Source organism: Bacteroides fluxus YIT 12057, assembly GCF_000195635.1.
Classification (GTDB): Bacteria; Bacteroidota; Bacteroidia; order Bacteroidales; family Bacteroidaceae; genus Bacteroides; species Bacteroides fluxus.
Genome location: NZ_GL882614.1, coordinates 124,820 through 143,497 on the forward strand (window position 1 = coordinate 124,820; position 18,678 = coordinate 143,497).

The window sequence follows — 18,678 nt, forward strand, 5'->3', positions numbered from 1 at the left end:
ACTTGCTTCTTAAAAACGATAAGAACATTCCACACCTACAATGTCTTTCCGCTTATCCCGCTCCCACTGGCGACAATAGAATACATCCGCTTCCCAATGACTGGACAATGGAAATGCCAAACCTCCCCGATAGCGCATACGCTGCACATCAAAATGCTCGCCACGGTTCAACCCGCTGTACATCTCGACCGATGCATACGGCTCTAACTTACACCCAGGAGTGTCATAGGCTAACTTTACACGGGAACGCAAACGGAATTCATCTCCATTACCGTCGAAAGTATGTTGAAAACGCTCACGCAAGGATATCTTCAATCGCTGTACACGTGCGGAAAACGTACCGTCCACCCGGTAGCGATGACGGAATTTCCACCCGTCCTCACCCCGGTTGCGGTAATGCACCTCATATCCTGCACCAAGTTTCAAAAAAGGCAATGGTTTATAGGAAGCCCCTATATCCATTCCCCAACGGTCTGTCATACCCAAATCATCCTTCGTCCGCCATTCCAATCCTCCGGATACATCAAATGCCGGCCTTACCCCATAAGTAAAGCCGACATTTGTCCAAGTGGTGAAGTCCTTCTCCTGCGCATGCACTGTACATTGGCACAGGAACAGCAGTCCGGCAAACCAGCCGCAAATTTTCCTTCCGAAAGAAGATGGTTCTATCCTATTTGTCGAATACATCATATTTATACAGATTTAAAAGTACAAAATTACAGATTAATTCTGTAATAAATCTGTAATACATGAGAAGTTCCTACTTATTTGCATTTCTGTCTTACATACGAACGATGTCCGTATATGGTGATTACCACAAAACAAATAAGAGGCAATATAAAGGATAAATTCACTGCAGGCATGCCCAGCAATGTATGTTGGTCAATGATACTTGCCTGAAGAGGAGGCAATACAGATCCACCCAGAATCGCCATGATCAATCCTGCAGCTCCGAATTTAGCATCATCGCCCAAGCCCTGCAATGCAATTCCGTAAATCGTAGGGAACATCAACGACATACAAGCGGATACTCCGACCAAACAATACATACCCCAGATATTCTGAAAGCCTATCACACCTCCTGTCAACAAGCAGGCAACGATGGCCAGCACTTTCAGCAACAGTCCGGGACTGAGATAGCGCAAAATAAATGTACATATAAAACGACTGCAACAGAAGATAATCATCGCTATAATATTATACTCCTGTGACAGTACTTCCGCCGCCTTTTCTTCCATACCATCCGCCATAAACAAACGGGTACCATATTGTATGATAAATGTCCAGCACATAATCTGTGCACCTACATAAAAGAACTGGGCTATGACCCCTTCCCGGTAATGCTTGATACGGAAAATACGTTTCAGCGTAGGAAAAAAATCTATTTCATGAGACTGGTCCGCATTCTTTGGCATCTTTACCATGCGAATTAAAAAAAGCATAAGCAAAACAATGATGCCAATAACAAGATAAGGACCGATCAGCACGCTCAAGTCCGAATCACGTACCGCCTCAAAATCTGCGGCAGCCAACTGGCTACGTTCAACCGTATCCATCGGGTTCAGACGATTCTGGATAAAATTCATCGCTACATACATACCAAGCAATGATCCCATCGGATTGAACGACTGCGCCAAATTCAACCGGCGGGTAGCTGTTTCTTCTGTCCCCATAGAAAGGATGTAAGGATTACTGCTGGTTTCAAGGAAAGACAGTCCGCAAGTCAATACGAAATAAGCTATCAGGAACGGATAATAACTACCCGTCAGCATAGCAGGAAAGAACAGGAAAGCGCCAAGGGCATACAAACCCAGCCCCAAGAGCACACCCGCCTTATAAGAATATTTACGGATAAACATAGCCGCAGGAAAAGCCATCGCAAAATAACCGCCATAAAAGGCAACCTGCACCAATGCACCATCCGTAACGCTCATCCGAAAGATTTTAGAAAAGGCTTTCACCATCGGATTGGTAATATCGTTTGCAAAGCCCCAAAGAGCAAAACAGCTTGTAATCAAAATGAAAGGTATCAGATAGCTTACGCCATCTTTACTCATTATAGTAGTTTTCTTTATGTTATTCATGGTGAAAGTTCATTTAAATGATTTCTTTAATCTCGTTACGGTCCTTTATCTCTCCTGCCGCCAGAGCCTGTACCAGAATATTTCCGATAGCTGTAGCCTCCACAGGACCAGCATATACGGGAATCCCCACTACTTCAGAAGTCAGCCGATTAAGCAAATGATTCCTGCAGCCTCCTCCTACAATATGCAACTGTTCTACCGGAGCAGGCAACAGACGGTTTAATTGTTCAATTCCCTGTTTGTAGCGCTGTGCCAACGACTGCAAGACACAACGTACACATTCTCCTTGCGAAGCAGGTACCTGATATCCATGCTTCCGGCAGTATCCGGCGATAGCGGCCTCCATATCCATAGGACTCTGAAAAGCTTTGTCGTCCACGTCTATCACCGAAGTGATCTCGGATTTTTCGGCCGTTGTCATCAAATATTCGTAATCGGTCTCCTTACCTTCTTCTTTCCACTGAGCGATAAGCCGCTGCAACATCCACAATCCGGTAATGTTCTGCAAGAAGCGGATCTTTCCACCGACTCCACCCTCATTTGTAAAACCGGCTTTACGGGCTTCCTCCGAAAGAATAGGCTCGTCCAATTCCACCCCCAGCAACGACCAAGTACCCGAACTGAGGAAAGCCCTGTTCTTGCCTGCTTCAGGAACTGCAAAAACAGCACTCGAAGTATCATGTGAACCCACTGCAATAACTTCCACTTCTTCGGATACTCCCAATTCTTCGCATATTTCCTTTTTCAGCTTTCCCCGTACGGTTCCAGGCATCACTATTTCACCGAAAAGCGATTGCCGCAAACCTAAAGATTCAATCAAAGTGCGGTTCCAAGTGCGTGTACGGGCATCCAACAATTCCGAGGTGGAAGCAATACAGTATTCATTGTTGGGCACACCGGTCAGATAGTAACTGAAAAGATCGGGCATGAACAGCAACCTATCGGCAACCTCAAGTTGCGCATCACCTTTTTTCTGCATACTGTAAAGCTGGAAAAGCGTATTGATAGCCATCACTTGAATACCTGTTTCCGCATAATGAGCCGAAAGTGCAGGACCGTCAAAAAATTCTTCGGGCAACCCGTCCGTCCGGGAGTCCCGGTAGCAAACCGGATTTCCCAACAAATTACCCTCTTTGTCAATCAGACCAAAGTCCACTCCCCAGGTATCAATGCCTATACTCCTGACAGAATACCCTCTACGGACCGCTTGGCGAATTCCCGTCTTCATTTCTTCAAACAAGGCCAAAAAGTCCCAATAGATATGATTTCCCATACGAACCTGCCTGTTCGGAAAACGATAAATCTCTTCCAGCTTCAGTATTCCCCGGTGGATGGAAGCGGCCATTACACGACCGCTTCCCCCTCCGAAGTCCACAGCTAAATATGTGTTATTCATTTAGTTCTTTTACCTAAAATGTAAGTTTCAAGATCATCTATTTCCTCCTGTGTGAGTACTGTATAATCACCTTCTGACTGGGTGATGACGCGGTTACCGCTATTGCAAACCGTCAGCCCGGCGACACCCACACGGTGGGCCTGAGATACAAATTCTTTAATTTGTTCTATAGTGATCATAAAGCTTTCTTATAAAGTCCGAGAATAATTTCCTTGGACACTTCACGCGGATTGCCAGGAGTACATACATCAGCGAAAGCAGATTCAGCCAAACGTTCCAAATCCTTTTCCTTGATACCCAACTCTGACAAATGCTGAGGTATACCTACACGTACAGCAAGCGATTTCACTGCCGCAACGGCGGCACCGGCTGCCTCTTCCCGATTCATCCCCGGTTGATATACATTCATGGCCTTGGCAATATCCACATACTTGTCGAGCGCCGCAGGAGCATTGAACTCCATTATCACCGGAAGCAACAACGCGTTTGCCACGCCATGCGGAATATCAAAAATGGCTCCCAGCGGATGTGCCATGCCATGCACCACACCCAGTCCCACATTGGAAAAGGCCATTCCGGCAATATATTGTGCCACAGCCATACCATTGCGTGCTTCGGCATTGGAAGGTTCATTGACGGCAGTCTCCAGATAACGCGCTATCATTTCAATAGCTTTAATCTCGAACATATCGCTCATTTCCCAAGCCCCTTTCGTTATCAGACCTTCAATGGCATGAGTCAACGCATCCAGCCCTGTAGAAGCAGTCAAACTTTTAGGGAGCGAGTACATCAGTTCGGCATCTACAATGGCAATCGCCGGAATATCATTAGGATCGACGCATACCATCTTCTTCTGATTCTCCTCATCGGTAATCACATAATTAATGGTCACCTCAGCAGCTGTCCCGGCTGTAGTAGGAAGCGCAATAATAGGAACAGACTTCTTTTTGGTATCCGCAACACCTTCCAAAGAAACGACGTCGCAGAAATCGGGATTATTTGTGATAATCCCGATGGCTTTCGATGTATCAATGGACGAACCGCCACCTATTGCCAATATAAAATCTGCACCCGACGCCGCAAAAGCCTTTACTCCGGCCTTCACATTGCCAACCGTAGGATTCGGTTTGATTTCACTAAACACTTCGTATGGAATGCCCGCCGCTCTCAATACATCCAACACTTTATCGGCCACGCCGAATTTTATAAGATCCTTGTCCGTAGCTACAAATGCCTTGCGCAATCCCAGACGAGCGATTTCTTTAGGGAGCACTTCACGTGCTCCCGGTCCGAAGTAAGACACTTCGTTCAATATGAATCTGTTTATCATGACTCTTCTATTTTATCTCAGAATTATTTATAAATAGGACCGTAAGTAGCACAAGCCCGGTAATCGGCACCTTCCTTATCCATGCCGAAAGCATTCCATGCCGCCGGACGGAATATATCCTTCTCGTCCACATTATGCATACAAACCGGTATGCGGAGCATAGAAGCCAACGTTATCAGATCTTTACCTATATGCCCATAGCTGATGGCACCATGATTGGCTCCCCAATTGTTCATCACCGAATATACATCTTCAAAGGCGGGTTTATCGCAAAGGCGGGGCACAAACCAGGTAGTGGGCCAGGTACGGTCAGTACGTTCATCCAGCAATTTATGAATCTCCGGATCAATTTCCACTGTCCATCCTTCGGCAATCTGAAGCACAGGGCCAAGACCTTTGACAAGGTTCAGGCGTGTCATCGTCACAGGCATTCCACCTTTTGACAAAAAGTTCGAGGAGAAACCGCCGCCACGGAAATAGTCACGATTGGCAGGATACCAGGTAGTAGCTTCCAGGCATTTCTCCATTTCTTCTTCAGAGATCTCCCAATGAGGTTTCATGGCAGGCTCTCCCTGGGCATTACTCTGTTGCCCGGTTCCATCCAGTGTGGTAGCTCCGGAGTTAATCAGATGGATGATACCGTTTGCAGCCAGTCCTGTAAGTTCCTTACCCGTTACACGTTTCACGGCCTCGGGGCTCCAATACGTACGTACGTCCGAGAAAATCTGCGCACGGTTGGTCAGCAGATGGCCAAACAACATGGCAACACCGTTGCAAGCATCATTTTCAGTAGCAACGACATACGCTTCCCGAATACCGTTCCAATCGAAAGAAGTGTTCAACAACGCTTCGGAATAGTCACCGTTCGGATAAAAATCCGTCCATTGGCGTTGTCCCTGGAATCCGGCAGCGATCGCATTATGTCCGAGCGCCTCTTCTTTAAAGCCCATCTCTTTCAGTTTCGGATTGCCTTGGATAAGGTCACGCATAATGATGGTCATCTTCACAATGAACTCCCAGTCCTCATCTTTCTCTTCACGAGTTTTTGTTTTTGCCGGAAGATTGAAATCCTTGCCTTCGTTCTTCTTGCAATATTTTTCTGTCCATGCCATGGCTTTGGCAAACTCTTCCTTATCATAAATACCTTCAGTCATACGGCGGATGATTTCCGTCAAATCAACAGATTCACAACGGATGCCCAGATATTCCTGAAAGAAATCGGGGTTGACAATGGAGCCGGCAATACCCATAGACACACTGCCCATAGAAAGATAAGATTTTCCTCTCATGGTAGCTACAGCCTGTGCGGCACGGGCAAACCGCAAAAGTTTCTCGGCGACATCTGCCGGAATGGAATTATCATTCAAATCTTGTACGTCACGTCCGTAAATACCGAAAGCAGGCAACCCCTTTTGAGCATGCCCAGCCAATACAGCTGCCAGATAAACGGCTCCCGGACGCTCCGTACCATTGAATCCCCAAACTGCTTTCGGATAGTAAGGATTCATGTCCATCGTTTCGGCACCATAGCACCAACATGAAGTTACAGTAATGGTAGCCCCTACCCCTTCGCGTTCAAACTTTTCGGCACAAGCCGCACTTTCGGGCACACGTCCAATGGTACCATCGGCAATGACGCATTCTACGGGACTTCCATCGCCATTCTTCAGATTACCTGAAATCAATTCGGCTACAGCTTTAGCCAGATTCATGGTCTTTTCTTCAAGACTCTCGCGTACGCCTCCCTGACGACCGTCAATTGTGGGACGAATCCCGATTTTAGGATACTTTTTCATACTATTTCTATTGAGTTAATAAATTAAACTATACCGAACTATGCTGAATTCATTACTTTAAAAAAAGAACTACAAGGAACCTCTTAAATGGATTTCAATCGGCAAATAAACTTGTATTCGTTTACCCGAAAGAATAAAATCCGCTGTCATGGCTCCCATTTTCCTCCAATCGATACTCATGGCAGTTATGCCTTTGTCAATCACCTCATAGGCAGGAGTATCATTATAAGCTATCAATCCGAAATCCATTCCGCAGGTGAGCCCGGCAATCCGGCTCTTTTTTACTATCTCCACCACATCTACTTGGCGAACAGCTATATATACCTCTCCCGGACGCACTTCCAACTCGTCCATATTTTCCATCACGCTATAATCCACATGGCAGTCCATGCAATATCTCTTGAAATATTCACTTGTCTCCTCCGGATGTTTACTTCCTTTGGCAATGCACAGGACAAGTTTTTGATAGTGCTGTATCCTGGCAGACAATTGTGACATGGCCCGATAGAAGTATTCTCCAAAATCCTGGCAGATATATGAATATTCCCTTTTATCAAACTTTCCGAAATCAAGCAACAACAAACGTGACGGGTCAATCTTATATAAATAAGGAGAAAACTTCTCATTGTCAAAGTTCATCACCACATACTTATTGTATCTGCCTATGGAATCACGGATTATGGTATTGAACAATGATTCATTATATTGATGAAACCACAAATCGACTTTATATTTAGTGGAAAGACGTTTGACAAAGCTATTGTAGAGCGTGTCCTTGAATGGAGAATATTCATCAAGCAACAACAGGATATTCTTTTGCCTATTTACCACAAAGTATCCTTTTCCCGGAGTAGAATCAATGATTCCACGTTCTTTCAAATCAATAAAGGCCTTGAAAACAGTATCTCTGGATACCTTATAGTCCTGACTCAACCGATTGATGGAAGGCAAGGCGTTCTCCACCTTGTATTTTCCCATCGAGATATCCTGGCTGATAAGATCCGCCAATTGCTTGACTTTGGTAGTCTGTTGTCCGAACGCCACTTTCATGCTAAGATTAACAAATTAGATATCACAGTAACCGGTGATTCGCAAACCGTGCTGAACCATCCTGCCACAAAGAAAGGTAATTTATTTAATATCAGCAATAAACATTTGCATGTTTTATAACATAACTTAGCATGGCAAACTACAGGACATCGGCCATGGCTCATGTAATAAGCTCTTGTCATGGCCCATCCTTATTCTTTCACCGCATCTACCCATCTCAGTCCTATAGTGAGATGGCATTAAAAGCCTTATACACGTATCCCGTTTCCCCGCTGCACTGATGTGCCGTAATATGGAAGAGTGGCATAGGGATAATATTGCGGATAATCATTTATTTATTTTCGGGAAATTCTCTTCAAGTGCTCTTCTATCTTCTGGAAGAACAACGACAGATGCGAACCGTCCACAAAAGCATGGTTCACGTAAATGGAAAGGGGAAATACCAGACGTCCCTCACGGGTTACCACCTTCCCGGCAGTCATCAATGGATGGCTGCAAGCATTGCCCGCCTCGGCAAGCGTATAGGTCGTTGACGTGAAATACATTTTCGGAACCGCACTTAAATGCACTACATCATAATCTCCTTGCTCCGCCAGTTTCTTTTCCGCCGCATAAGGATCACCATCCTCCGGAATATCAGTAATCAACGCCTGAGCCTCGGAATAAAAACGTTGAAAATCCTCATGGTAAGGAATACGCACCGTATAGAAAGTTTTCCCCGGAACGGCTATGGGAGAGATGATATCTACCCGGTCATGAAAGACGACCTGCCCTTCCTTGTCTACGCGAAAGCGCAATTCATCCACTTCATTGGCCGAACGCAACACGGCATACAGATAATAAAGAAAAAAAGAATGCCCTGCAGCTCTGGCCGCAACGCTCGCTTCCGTACAGTCAATCTCCGTAGTAACAGAATACCACGAATTTACAAATCCACGAAAGAAACCGTAATTGTCCCGACGTTCCCAATTTTCAATGTCAATGATATGTTTCATGTATGTAAAAGGACATTTATAAAAAAGGATGCTTCCTAACAAAGCATCCTCCTCTTCTGTTATTATTTCTCTTTTCTGTAATTCTCCAATCCGGTCTGCAAGAAATCTATATACTTAGGAATATCTTCATCGTAAGAATAGGATTTGTTGAGCGGCTTGCCTTCATTGTCAATCAACACATAGAAAGGCTGTGCATTGGCTCCGAACTTGACACGCTGCAAGTAGCTCCACTTGTCGCCCACCGTCCGCAAAGTACGCTCCGTGCCATTCTCCATAATCTTCACCGGAGAAGAAAGTGGAGTTTTGTTATCAACATAAAGCGTGATGAGTACATAATCATTATTAATGATATCACTCACCTTTGAATCTGTCCATACAGAAAGCTCCATCTTACGGCAATTTACGCAACCGTAACCGGTGAAGTCCAACATAACAGGCTTACCGTGCTGACGGGCATACTCCATACCGAGATCATAATCATCGAACTTGGCATGTACCTCGTTGTTATAGAGGTTGAAGTCCTGAGTCTGCATAGGCGGCGCAAAAGCACTGACTGCTTTCAGCGGAGCACCCCACAAACCGGGAACCATATAAACCGCAAACGCCAATGAGGCCATAGCCATGAAGAAGCGCGGCACACTGACTTTGGTATCATCATCATCGTGGGGGAACTTGATTTTGCCCAACAGATAGAAACCGAGCAATGCGAACAAAACAATCCACAAAGCAAGGAAGGTTTCACGATCAAGAATACGCCATCCGTAGGCCAGGTCGGCAACCGAAAGGAACTTCAAAGCAAATGCCAGTTCCAGGAATCCCAGACTGACTTTGATAATATTCATCCAACCGCCTGACTTAGGCATTGACTTCAACCAGGACGGGAACAGCGCAAACAAGGTAAACGGCAACGCCAAAGCAATGGCAAAGCCCAACATGCCGATAGCCGGAGCCACCACACTGCCCGTTGTGGAAACCTGTACCAAAAGGAAACCGATAATAGGACCTGTACAGGAGAAGGATACCAGAGACAATGTAAACGCCATCAAGAAGATGCTCAATAATCCTCCCGTCGTTTCGGCCTTGCTATCCACAGCATTGCTCCACTTGGAAGGAAGCGTAATTTCGAACGCCCCGAAAAAAGAAGCGGCAAATACTACCAGCATCAAGCAGAACAAGATATTGAATACTGCGTTCGTAGAGAGTGCGTTCAATGCACTGGCACCAAATATAAGTGTAATAGCCAGCCCCAACGTCACGTAAATCACCACGATGGACGCACCGTATGTCCAAGCATCACGGATACCTTTCTTCTTATCTTTACTACGTTTCAGGAAGAAGCTGACCGTCATCGGAATAATAGGCCATACACAAGGAGTGAACAGCGCCAACAATCCACCGACGAATCCTGTAATAAAGATATAAATCCATGACATATCTTCCTGGGAAGTCGTTTCACCCAAAGAATTCAGTTCATTGATAACCGGCTTCCAAAGGTCTGTCCCACCTCCCACATTGATTCCCGTAGGAACATCCGCACCGCCGATCACGGCAACGGATGCTGTATCAGCGGCAACTTCCTGTGACGCAGACTGTCCTTCAGCCTTGTTTCCCACAGCATCTTCTTTAGCCGTCCCCTCTCCCTTGCCAGAGATACTAAACGGCACTTGAGTGGGTGGCAAACAATTTTCATCATTACATGCACCATATTCCAGATAACCTTCTATCTGATAGGCGCCACCGGTCAACTTCAACTTCTGCACGAACTGGGCAGTATTCTCAAAGTAACGCACCTTCATTTCAAACAATTTGTCAAATGAAGAAATCTCCTTACCTACCGGTTTCAACTTACCTATCAGTTCCGCTCCCGACAGTTTCTCAACATTAAAGGTAGCCGAGATAGGACCGCCGTCGCCCAAATCCGTAGAATAGACATGCCACCCCTTTTCAACAGTTCCGGTAAATACGACCTCCGCTTCACCGGCCGACAAAGTCTTCAGCTCATACTTAAACTTAACGGGGTCATGTATCTGCGCCTGTGCCACCACAGTGAGAAGCAACAGCCAAATAGAAAAAACACTTTTCTTCACGTCTTCTTAAAATATTAATTATTAATTATCAACTATCAGTCCGATGCAAGCAGAACTACACTTCATAGTCCACACAAGCACGGCTTTCTTTCACATCAGCAATCAATTTGCCCGCAGCCACATGATCGGGGTGCGTCGCATAAAACTTTACATCCTCCAATGTATCGAACTCGCTATAAAGAGCAATGTTCCAACTCTCTCCCGGATTGATATTCAATCCGACTTCAATCTTACGAATCACGGATATTTTAACGGGAAGCGCTTCGATTGCTTTCTTAAAATTATTCATCGCCGCCCACTTTTCGTCAGCCGGAGCGTTATCTTTAAGCTTAAATAATACAATGTGCTTTACCATAACTTTGCTATTTAAATGATTTATGTCTATATTTGTCAGCTGAAGCAGTTGTTTTTAACAAGTGCAAAAGTACAAGTTTTGTTTCAATAATACACTTAAACGGATGTTAATAATAGGAATTGCAGGCGGAACAGGTTCGGGAAAGACCACCGTCGTACGCAAAATTATCGAGAGCCTGCCGGCCGGTGAAGTGGTACTGCTACCACAAGATTCTTACTATAAGGACAGCAGCCACGTTCCTGTAGAAGAACGGCAAAACATAAACTTCGACCATCCGGATGCTTTCGAATGGAGCCTTCTTTCCAAGCACGTTGCAGCATTGCGTGAGGGAAACAGCATTGAACAGCCCACTTATTCCTATCTCACTTGTACCCGCCAGCCCGAAACCATCCATATCGAACCGCGCGAAGTCATCATCATCGAAGGAATCCTTGCCTTATGTGACAAGAAGCTGCGCAGCATGATGGACCTTAAAATATTTGTTGACGCAGATCCGGATGAACGATTGATCCGTGTCATACAACGCGATGTGGTAGAACGCGGACGCACTGCCGAGGCAGTAATGGAACGCTATACACGCATCCTGAAGCCCATGCACCAGCAATTCATTGAGCCCTGCAAACGATATGCGGACCTCATTGTGCCTGAAGGCGGAAACAACCAGGTGGCTATCGACATTTTAACAATGTATATAAAGAAGCATTTGGGCAATTGACAATCAGTAATGCCGCGAGCAGATGAAATACGGACAGCCGATCCTTCTCGTTATTTTCCTGTGTTGCATCTTGGGATGCGGCGGAAGTCATCGTGCGGAAAAAGAAAAGGCAGGTGACGACTTGCAGCAAATAAAAGATAGTGGAGAATTGGTGGTACTGACTTTATATAGTTCTACCTCCTACTTTATCTACCGCGGGCAGGACATGGGATTCCAGTATGAATTGAGTGAACAGTTTGCCAGCAGCCTGGGAGTAAAGCTCCGAATAGAGGTTGCAAGAAATGTGCATGAACTCATCGAAAAGCTGTTGGCAGGCAAAGGAGACTTGATTGCTTACAACCTGCCTATCACCAAAGAGTGGAAGGACAGCCTGATTTACTGCGGAGAAGAGGTCATTACCCACCAAGTAATAGTCCAACGGGCAGGCGGACGTACCAAGCCTCTGAAGGACGTGACCGAACTGATAGGCAAGGATGTCTATGTAAAACCCGGAAAGTATTATAATCGGCTGGTCAATCTGGACGAAGAGTTGGGAGGCGGTATCCATATCCATAAAGTCACGAATGACAGCATCAGCATGGAAGACCTGATAACCCAGGTATCACAAGGGAAAATCCCCTATACCGTAGCCGACAACGACCTTGCCCAACTCAACACCACGTATTATCCCAATCTGAATATCGGACTGTCCATCAGCTTTGACCAACGCGCATCATGGGCCGTGCGCAAAAATTGTCCCAAACTAGCTGCCGCCGCCAACAAATGGCATGAAGAAAACATGACCTCACCAGCCTATACAGCCAGCATGAAGCGTTATTTTGAAATCAGCAAGGCTATTCCCCACTCTCCGATTCTTTCTTTACGGGAAGGTAAAATCTCCCATTTCGATGATTTATTCAAGAAATACGCACCGGAAATCAACTGGGACTGGCGGTTGCTTGCCTCCCTTGCCTATACAGAATCTAATTTTGACAGCACCGCTGTATCTTGGGCAGGCGCAAGAGGACTGATGCAACTGATGCCGGGCACCGCACGTGCCATGGGAGTTCCCGCAGGGAAGGAACAGAACCCGGAAGAAAGCATAAAAGCTGCTGTCAAATACATAGCCGCCACAGCCAGAAGTTTTGCCAAAGTTCCCGAAGAAGAGCGCATCAACTTTATATTGGCATCCTACAACTCAGGGATAGGACACGTGCAGGACGCCATGGCATTGGCAGAAAAGTACGGTAAAGACAAGTACACTTGGCGGGACAATGTAGAAAACTTCATCCTGCTGAAAAGCAACGAAGAATACTTTTCCGACCCAGTCTGCAAAAACGGTTATTTCCGTGGTATAGAGACCTACAACTTTGTAAGGGACATCACATCACGCTTCGACCAGTACAAGAAAAAAATAAAACATTAAAATAAATTCAGCCTATTCTTTTGAGCCTCTTCAAGAGAAACTGTTTTAACCTGCCGCTCACTGTTCTTCTCGCGCAGGCGCCGGTACTCTTCATTCAATTCCTCGCTCAATTCTTCTTTCGATTCGGGATTCATCAGCTTCGCCGCAACTGCCGCATTTTGCGAGGCATCTTTCAGATGGATTACCGGAGCATGATAAACCGGAGCAATCCTCAATGCCGTATGCAACTGTGAAGTAGTGGCACCACCTATCAACAGAGGTATATCCAGACCGGACTTCTCCAGTTCAAGAGCCACATGCACCATCTCGTCCAGAGAAGGGGTAATCAAGCCACTCAGACCAATCATATCCACCTTTTCTTCCATGGCACGCTGTACAATAGTTTCGGCAGGCACCATCACTCCGAGATCTATGATTTCATAACCATTACAAGCCATCACTACAGAAACTATATTCTTGCCTATATCATGAACATCACCTTTCACGGTAGCAAGCAATACTCTTCCGGCAGAAACAGAACCTTCCTGCTTTTCCGATTCTATGACCGGTTGCAGGATAGCCACCGCCTTCTTCATGGTACGTGCTGTTTTCACAACCTGTGGAAGGAACATTTTACCCGCACCGAACAAATCACCGACATGGTTCATGCCTGCCATCAGTGGGCCTTCGATGATATCCACTGCCTTCGCATATTGCTCCAGAGCCTCAGCCAAGTCTTCTTCCAGATAATCACCGATACCCTTGGTCAAAGCATATTTCAAGCGTTCTTCCACCGTGGCGTTCTCCCGCCAAGAAAGCTGGGACTGGACTGCATGCCGTACATTGCCGGATGCTTTAGCGGTATCAGTTTCTGCCTTCAAACGCTCGGCGGTTTCTATCAGACGTTCCGCAGCATCGGGACGACGATTCAAGACCACATCTTCCAGGCGCTCCAGAATATCCTCCGGAATATCCGTATAAAGTACGGAAGTGGCAGGATTGACAATGCCCATATCCATCCCTTCGCGAACAGCATGATAAAGGAACACGGCATGCATGGCCTCGCGGATGTAGTTATGGCCGCGGAACGAGAATGAAAGATTGCTCACCCCTCCACTGACATGCGCACCGGGCAGATTCTTTCTTATCCAACCGGCAGCCTTAATAAAATCGACAGCATAGTTATTATGCTCGTCCATGCCTGTAGCTACGGCCAGCACATTCGGATCAAAAATAATATCATGAGGATTGAACCCGATTTTATCCGTCAAAAGACGGTAAGCGCGTTCACAGACTTCAATCTTACGTTGAAAGGTATCCGCCTGCCCTTTCTCATCGAAAGCCATCACCACAACGGCAGCGCCATATTGCTGGATGGTACGGGCATGTTCCAGAAATTTCTCCTCACCTTCCTTCAAAGAAATGGAATTGACGATGGACTTTCCCTGCAGGCATTTTAACCCGGCAACGATAACATCCCACTTGGAGGAATCTATCATGACAGGCACCCGCGCTATCTCAGGTTCTGAAGCTATGAGATTAAGAAAGGTAATCATTTCAGTCCGGGTGTCCAACAGACCGTCATCCATGTTAATGTCGATGACCTGTGCACCGTCCTCAACCTGCTGACGGGCAATACTGAGGGCCTCATCATATTTCTTCTCATTAATCAGACGCAGGAATTTGCGTGAACCGGCAACATTGCAACGTTCGCCCACATTCACAAAGTTATTCTCCGGCCTGACCTCTAAAAGTTCAAGACCAGAAAGCCAAAGGTTCTCCGGTTTCGGAGCAGGTACATGAGGAGTAACTCCCTCCACCAAAGCCGTATATTCAGCTATGTAAGCATCGGTAGTTCCACAACACCCCCCAATGATATTTACCAAGCCTTCGTGAATGTATTCCTTTATTTCATGTGCCATGTCAGCCGGTGTCTGGTCATATTTTCCCAGACTGTTGGGCAGTCCTGCGTTGGGATAAGCGCTTATATAGTAAGGAGCACGACGGGCAAGTTGTTCTAGGAATGGTTTAAGCTGACGGGCGCCGAAAGAGCAGTTCAGCCCTATCGAAAAAACATCGGCATGCTGCACGGAAGCAAGAAAAGCTTCTAACGTCTGGCCGGAAAGTGTACGTCCAACCGTATCGGAAACTGTCACGGAAAGCATCAACGGTACACGGATTCCGGTAGTTTCCATTGCCTGCGTCGCAGCAAAAACGGCAGCCTTAGCATTCAGGGTATCAAATATTGTTTCGACCAACAGTGCATCTACCCCACCTTCCAGCAGAGCTTCCATCTGTTCACGGTAATCAGCCGCAAGCGCATCGTATGTCAAAGCACGATATGCAGGGTTATTCACATCAGGACTCATGGAGCAGGTCTTGTTGGTTGGTCCTACGGAACCTGCCACAAAACGGGGTTTGCCGGGAGTAAGAGCCGTGAACTCATCGGCCATCCGGCGTGCCAGTCCGGCAGCAGCAAGATTTATTTCACGCACATACTCTTGCACGTGGTAATCCGCCATACTGACACGCGTAGAATTAAAAGTATTGGTTTCAATGATATCCGCACCTGCAAGCAAGTATTTGCGATGGATATCCTGTACTACATCCGGACGGGTCAAGCAGAGCAAATCATTATTTCCCTTCAACTGTCCCGGGATACGCAAAAAGCGATCCCCCCGGAAATCTTCCTCCGTCAAGTTGTATTGTTGGATCATAGTGCCCATGGCACCGTCAAGGATAAGGATGCGCTCACGCACCAACTTTTCAATAGAAGCCATTGTATATAAGGGTTAGGGAAAGGATTAGGAATTAATCCCTATTTTCATCTTTTGAACATACGCGCCATATCGCGTTTGTCATCTTTTTCCTTCAAAGATTCGCGCTTGTCATATTGTTTTTTACCTTTAGCAAGGGCTACCACCACTTTCGCCAACCCTTTCTCGTTAATGAACATACGCACAGGAACAATAGTAAAGCCGGGATCTTTGGAACCACGTGTCAACTTCTCCAATTCTTTTTTAGTCAAGAGAAGCTTGCGCTCCCTGCGTGCATTGTGGTTGTTGTATGAGCCATAGAAATACTCGGCGATATGCATATTCTTCACCCATAACTCACCATTGGCAAAGTAGCAGAAAGTATCGACCAAGCTTGCCTTACCCAAACGGATAGACTTGATTTCCGTACCTGTGAGTACAATACCCGCAGTATAGGTGTCTATCAGTTCATAGTCAAACGTAGCACGCTTATTCTTTATATTTACAGGAGCTTGTTTCATAAATCAAATCAGTTCAGCATTACCGTCAGCTTAGTGAATATCCATTCAATAGCCGTCGGACAAGCTATTAACAAAATAGAAGAAAGAATAGTAAAGCGCAAACGGTCTTTTTCTTCCACTTGCATCATTTTTGCACTTCCTTCCCACACTACATAAACAATATAGAATTGAAGCAACCAAGAGATAATCCTAAAATCCGGCAAGATGCCTATGATGATTTTAAGCACAAAGAGTACGACCAATGCGTACCCGGCAAATTGTTGCGTCAATGGTATGTCACTGTCCGTCATCAGCATACGGACACGCAACCCATTTATCAGATAGGCTGCCAAAAAGTATCCTCCAAATAAGGATACAGCCACGGCACAACATTGTGTCATGGCATATTGAAAACTTTGCGGACCACCCCATCCCATCGTCCACAAGGAACCGATGAAGACGGACAACCCGCATAAACCAATCATAGGATAAACAAAAGAAGTAAACACCTTTCGCCTATCCTCTTCCAAACGAATTTCCTCCCAGGCACGAGCCGGAGAGGAAATCAGTTGTAGAGCTATATGAAATAATTCTTTGTAGTTCAAATTTATTTATCAGTTGTTGATTCATTGATGCCTTTTACTTCAACCTCACAGGTTTTAGTTTCCGCATCTTCCAATTTTAAACTATTGGCATTTGTTACATATTCAACAGTCACCGTTGTCGGCATTTCACCGGTCATTTTAGAATATTGAGAGAACACACCTCGCAAATCATATGCATAATAATAAATTTGAGGATATGCACCGGAATTATTCAAAGAATTAGTGTTCGTTGACTTATCATCTGCATCATAATGCTTCAAATACAGTTTCAAAGTTTTATTTCCATCGGCATTCTCCTCCGGATAATAAACCAATGTAAACTTATGGGCACCTGCCTTATAGACAAAATAATTGATAGGCAATATCAACGTGGTTTTGTCATAGAAGAACCATGGTTTATGCAATTTCTTTTCCATTTCATATCCCATCTGGCTTGAATTGTCAATATCAATAACCGGAGCTTTATTCACAGAGTCATTTTCTGCGCCCCGTTCCGTTATTTCAACCTTTGCATCCAAAGATACGGCCCAAAGCAGATTTACAGATTTATACTCTTTGTCTTCTATAAGGTTGGAATTCAAAGTTTCGTCGTATGTCCCTGTGACATATGCAATATTCGTACTTGAAGGCTTAAATCCCATATTACTTTCCAAAGTAGCCAATGATGCCGCCGTCGGACTTATTTTAGTAACCCCGTCAAGCATAGTGAATGAATTACCAAACATACTATCACTTACCTTAACCAAACCACCTACAGAAGGTGCATAGTCATTGTCCGAATTTAGACACGAAGTTAAAGAAACGCCCATTAATAAGGTAAAGGCAACCATCAAGAATTTTAACTGTTTCATCTTTCTTATAAAAATTAGAGTTCGCAAATTTAGATAAAAGAATTGAGTAATAGAGCACTCTCCTCGTTTTTTCATTGTTTTTAAGATTAAATGAAATATTAATCTTAATACTGCACGAACAACCTTATTTTAACATTACTACACAATCTTTGCAAACAAATCCAGATGTTCATCCACGTATCCTGCAACCATAGCAGTATATCCTTCTTCTTTTTCCAGGAATTCATCTTCCAAGTCATCGAAAGCCTCATATTGTTCGTACATGGCCATAAACTCTTCATCTGTGCGCTCACGCTCCAAATCTTCACGGTTCTCATCATAAATCTTCCTTGCCGCATAGACCAACTTGCTCAAATCACCGATTTCCCACAAGCGCATCACCTTGGCAAACGGATTGGTAAAGATATACCCCCCGTATCCATTTTGTATCAACTGGCAAAAACCGCCTTCCATTATTTCATCCCGGAATATTTGATAGGCGAGCAAAGAATGTTGTTCACCCGTAAGCAAAGACATAGTCTCAGCAGTCCATACGTCACCGATTTTATTTTTGTATGCATCCGTAAAGACCTTTATAAACGCATCCATTCCTTCACCTGCCGACCGGCGCAAAGCAGCATCTGTCACCTCTATCATAATTTGTATCCATTAATTACGCGGCAAAGTTAAGACAAAACTGCAAACTCAACTTTACATTCCACAGAAATTCAACGACCTATTACCTATTTTTAATAAAAAAGTCAAATCAGACGGTTGGCAGAAACCAAGAAAACA

General features: G+C 45.2%; 16 protein-coding genes and 1 pseudogene. 2 read left to right on the forward strand and 15 right to left on the reverse strand.

Annotated features, from left to right (window positions below):
* Positions 1-9 precede the first annotated feature (9 nt).
* From HMPREF9446_RS03575 to HMPREF9446_RS03620, 10 genes and pseudogenes are all read right to left on the reverse strand, one after another.
* Positions 10-690, reverse strand: coding sequence for a DUF2490 domain-containing protein (locus HMPREF9446_RS03575; RefSeq protein WP_009124054.1), 681 nt, complete (start codon positions 688-690; stop codon positions 10-12).
* A gap of 74 nt (positions 691-764) precedes the next feature.
* Positions 765-2,084: an L-fucose:H+ symporter permease gene (gene fucP, locus HMPREF9446_RS03580; protein ID WP_009124055.1), complete on the reverse strand. Its 1,320-nt coding sequence runs from the start codon at positions 2,082-2,084 to the stop codon at positions 765-767.
* A 13-nt stretch (positions 2,085-2,097) separates the two neighbouring features.
* Positions 2,098-3,480, reverse strand: a complete 1,383-nt coding sequence (locus HMPREF9446_RS03585) for a rhamnulokinase (protein WP_009124056.1) — start codon at positions 3,478-3,480, stop codon at positions 2,098-2,100.
* Positions 3,477-3,572, reverse strand: a pseudogene (locus HMPREF9446_RS18595) (class II aldolase/adducin family protein); the annotation flags it as partial. The pseudogene HMPREF9446_RS18595 and the gene HMPREF9446_RS03585, both read right to left, overlap by 4 nt.
* 83 nt (positions 3,573-3,655) lie before the next feature.
* On the reverse strand, positions 3,656-4,810 hold the full coding sequence (gene fucO, locus HMPREF9446_RS03595) for a lactaldehyde reductase (RefSeq protein WP_009124058.1): 1,155 nt from the start codon (positions 4,808-4,810) through the stop codon (positions 3,656-3,658).
* A 23-nt stretch (positions 4,811-4,833) separates the two neighbouring features.
* Positions 4,834-6,606, reverse strand: a complete 1,773-nt coding sequence (fucI, locus tag HMPREF9446_RS03600; RefSeq protein WP_009124059.1) for an L-fucose isomerase — start codon at positions 6,604-6,606, stop codon at positions 4,834-4,836.
* A gap of 69 nt (positions 6,607-6,675) precedes the next feature.
* Positions 6,676-7,656, reverse strand: coding sequence for a GntR family transcriptional regulator (locus tag HMPREF9446_RS03605; protein ID WP_009124060.1), 981 nt, complete (start codon positions 7,654-7,656; stop codon positions 6,676-6,678).
* A 335-nt stretch (positions 7,657-7,991) separates the two neighbouring features.
* A complete protein-coding gene (locus tag HMPREF9446_RS03610) occupies positions 7,992-8,651 on the reverse strand; it encodes a chloramphenicol acetyltransferase (protein ID WP_009124061.1) in 660 nt (219 codons plus the stop codon).
* 62 nt (positions 8,652-8,713) lie between these two features.
* Positions 8,714-10,738, reverse strand: coding sequence for a protein-disulfide reductase DsbD family protein (locus HMPREF9446_RS03615; protein WP_009124062.1), 2,025 nt, complete (start codon positions 10,736-10,738; stop codon positions 8,714-8,716).
* Between the two features lie 55 nt (positions 10,739-10,793).
* Complete coding sequence (locus tag HMPREF9446_RS03620) at positions 10,794-11,093, reverse strand: Dabb family protein (RefSeq protein ID WP_009124063.1); 300 nt, start codon at positions 11,091-11,093, stop codon at positions 10,794-10,796.
* A 103-nt stretch (positions 11,094-11,196) separates the two neighbouring features.
* On the opposite strand from HMPREF9446_RS03620, the gene udk reads away from it, so the two are divergent.
* Positions 11,197-11,808: a uridine kinase gene (gene udk / locus HMPREF9446_RS03625; protein ID WP_009124064.1), complete on the forward strand. Its 612-nt coding sequence runs from the start codon at positions 11,197-11,199 to the stop codon at positions 11,806-11,808.
* Positions 11,809-11,830: 22 nt separating this feature from the next.
* A complete protein-coding gene (locus HMPREF9446_RS03630) occupies positions 11,831-13,213 on the forward strand; it encodes an MltF family protein (protein ID WP_009124065.1) in 1,383 nt (460 codons plus the stop codon).
* Here the strand turns inward: HMPREF9446_RS03630 and metH are convergent.
* From metH to HMPREF9446_RS03655, 5 genes are all read right to left on the reverse strand, one after another.
* On the reverse strand, positions 13,210-15,972 hold the full coding sequence (gene metH / locus HMPREF9446_RS03635; protein ID WP_009124066.1) for a methionine synthase: 2,763 nt from the start codon (positions 15,970-15,972) through the stop codon (positions 13,210-13,212). The two genes, HMPREF9446_RS03630 and metH, sit on opposite strands and share 4 nt — an antisense overlap.
* 44 nt (positions 15,973-16,016) lie before the next feature.
* A complete protein-coding gene (gene smpB / locus HMPREF9446_RS03640; RefSeq protein WP_009124067.1) occupies positions 16,017-16,469 on the reverse strand; it encodes an SsrA-binding protein in 453 nt (150 codons plus the stop codon).
* Positions 16,470-16,477: 8 nt separating this feature from the next.
* A complete protein-coding gene (locus tag HMPREF9446_RS03645) occupies positions 16,478-17,053 on the reverse strand; it encodes a Yip1 family protein (RefSeq protein WP_009124068.1) in 576 nt (191 codons plus the stop codon).
* 2 nt (positions 17,054-17,055) lie between these two features.
* The gene (locus HMPREF9446_RS03650) at positions 17,056-17,904 is read right to left on the reverse strand and encodes a hypothetical protein (protein ID WP_245532238.1); all 849 of its coding nucleotides are present in this window, start codon (positions 17,902-17,904) and stop codon (positions 17,056-17,058) included.
* Positions 17,905-18,042: 138 nt separating this feature from the next.
* Positions 18,043-18,540 carry a DMP19 family protein gene (locus HMPREF9446_RS03655; protein WP_009124070.1) on the reverse strand — a complete coding sequence of 166 codons (498 nt, stop codon included), beginning with the start codon at positions 18,538-18,540 and terminating at the stop codon, positions 18,043-18,045.
* Between the last annotated feature and the right edge of the window lie 138 nt (positions 18,541-18,678).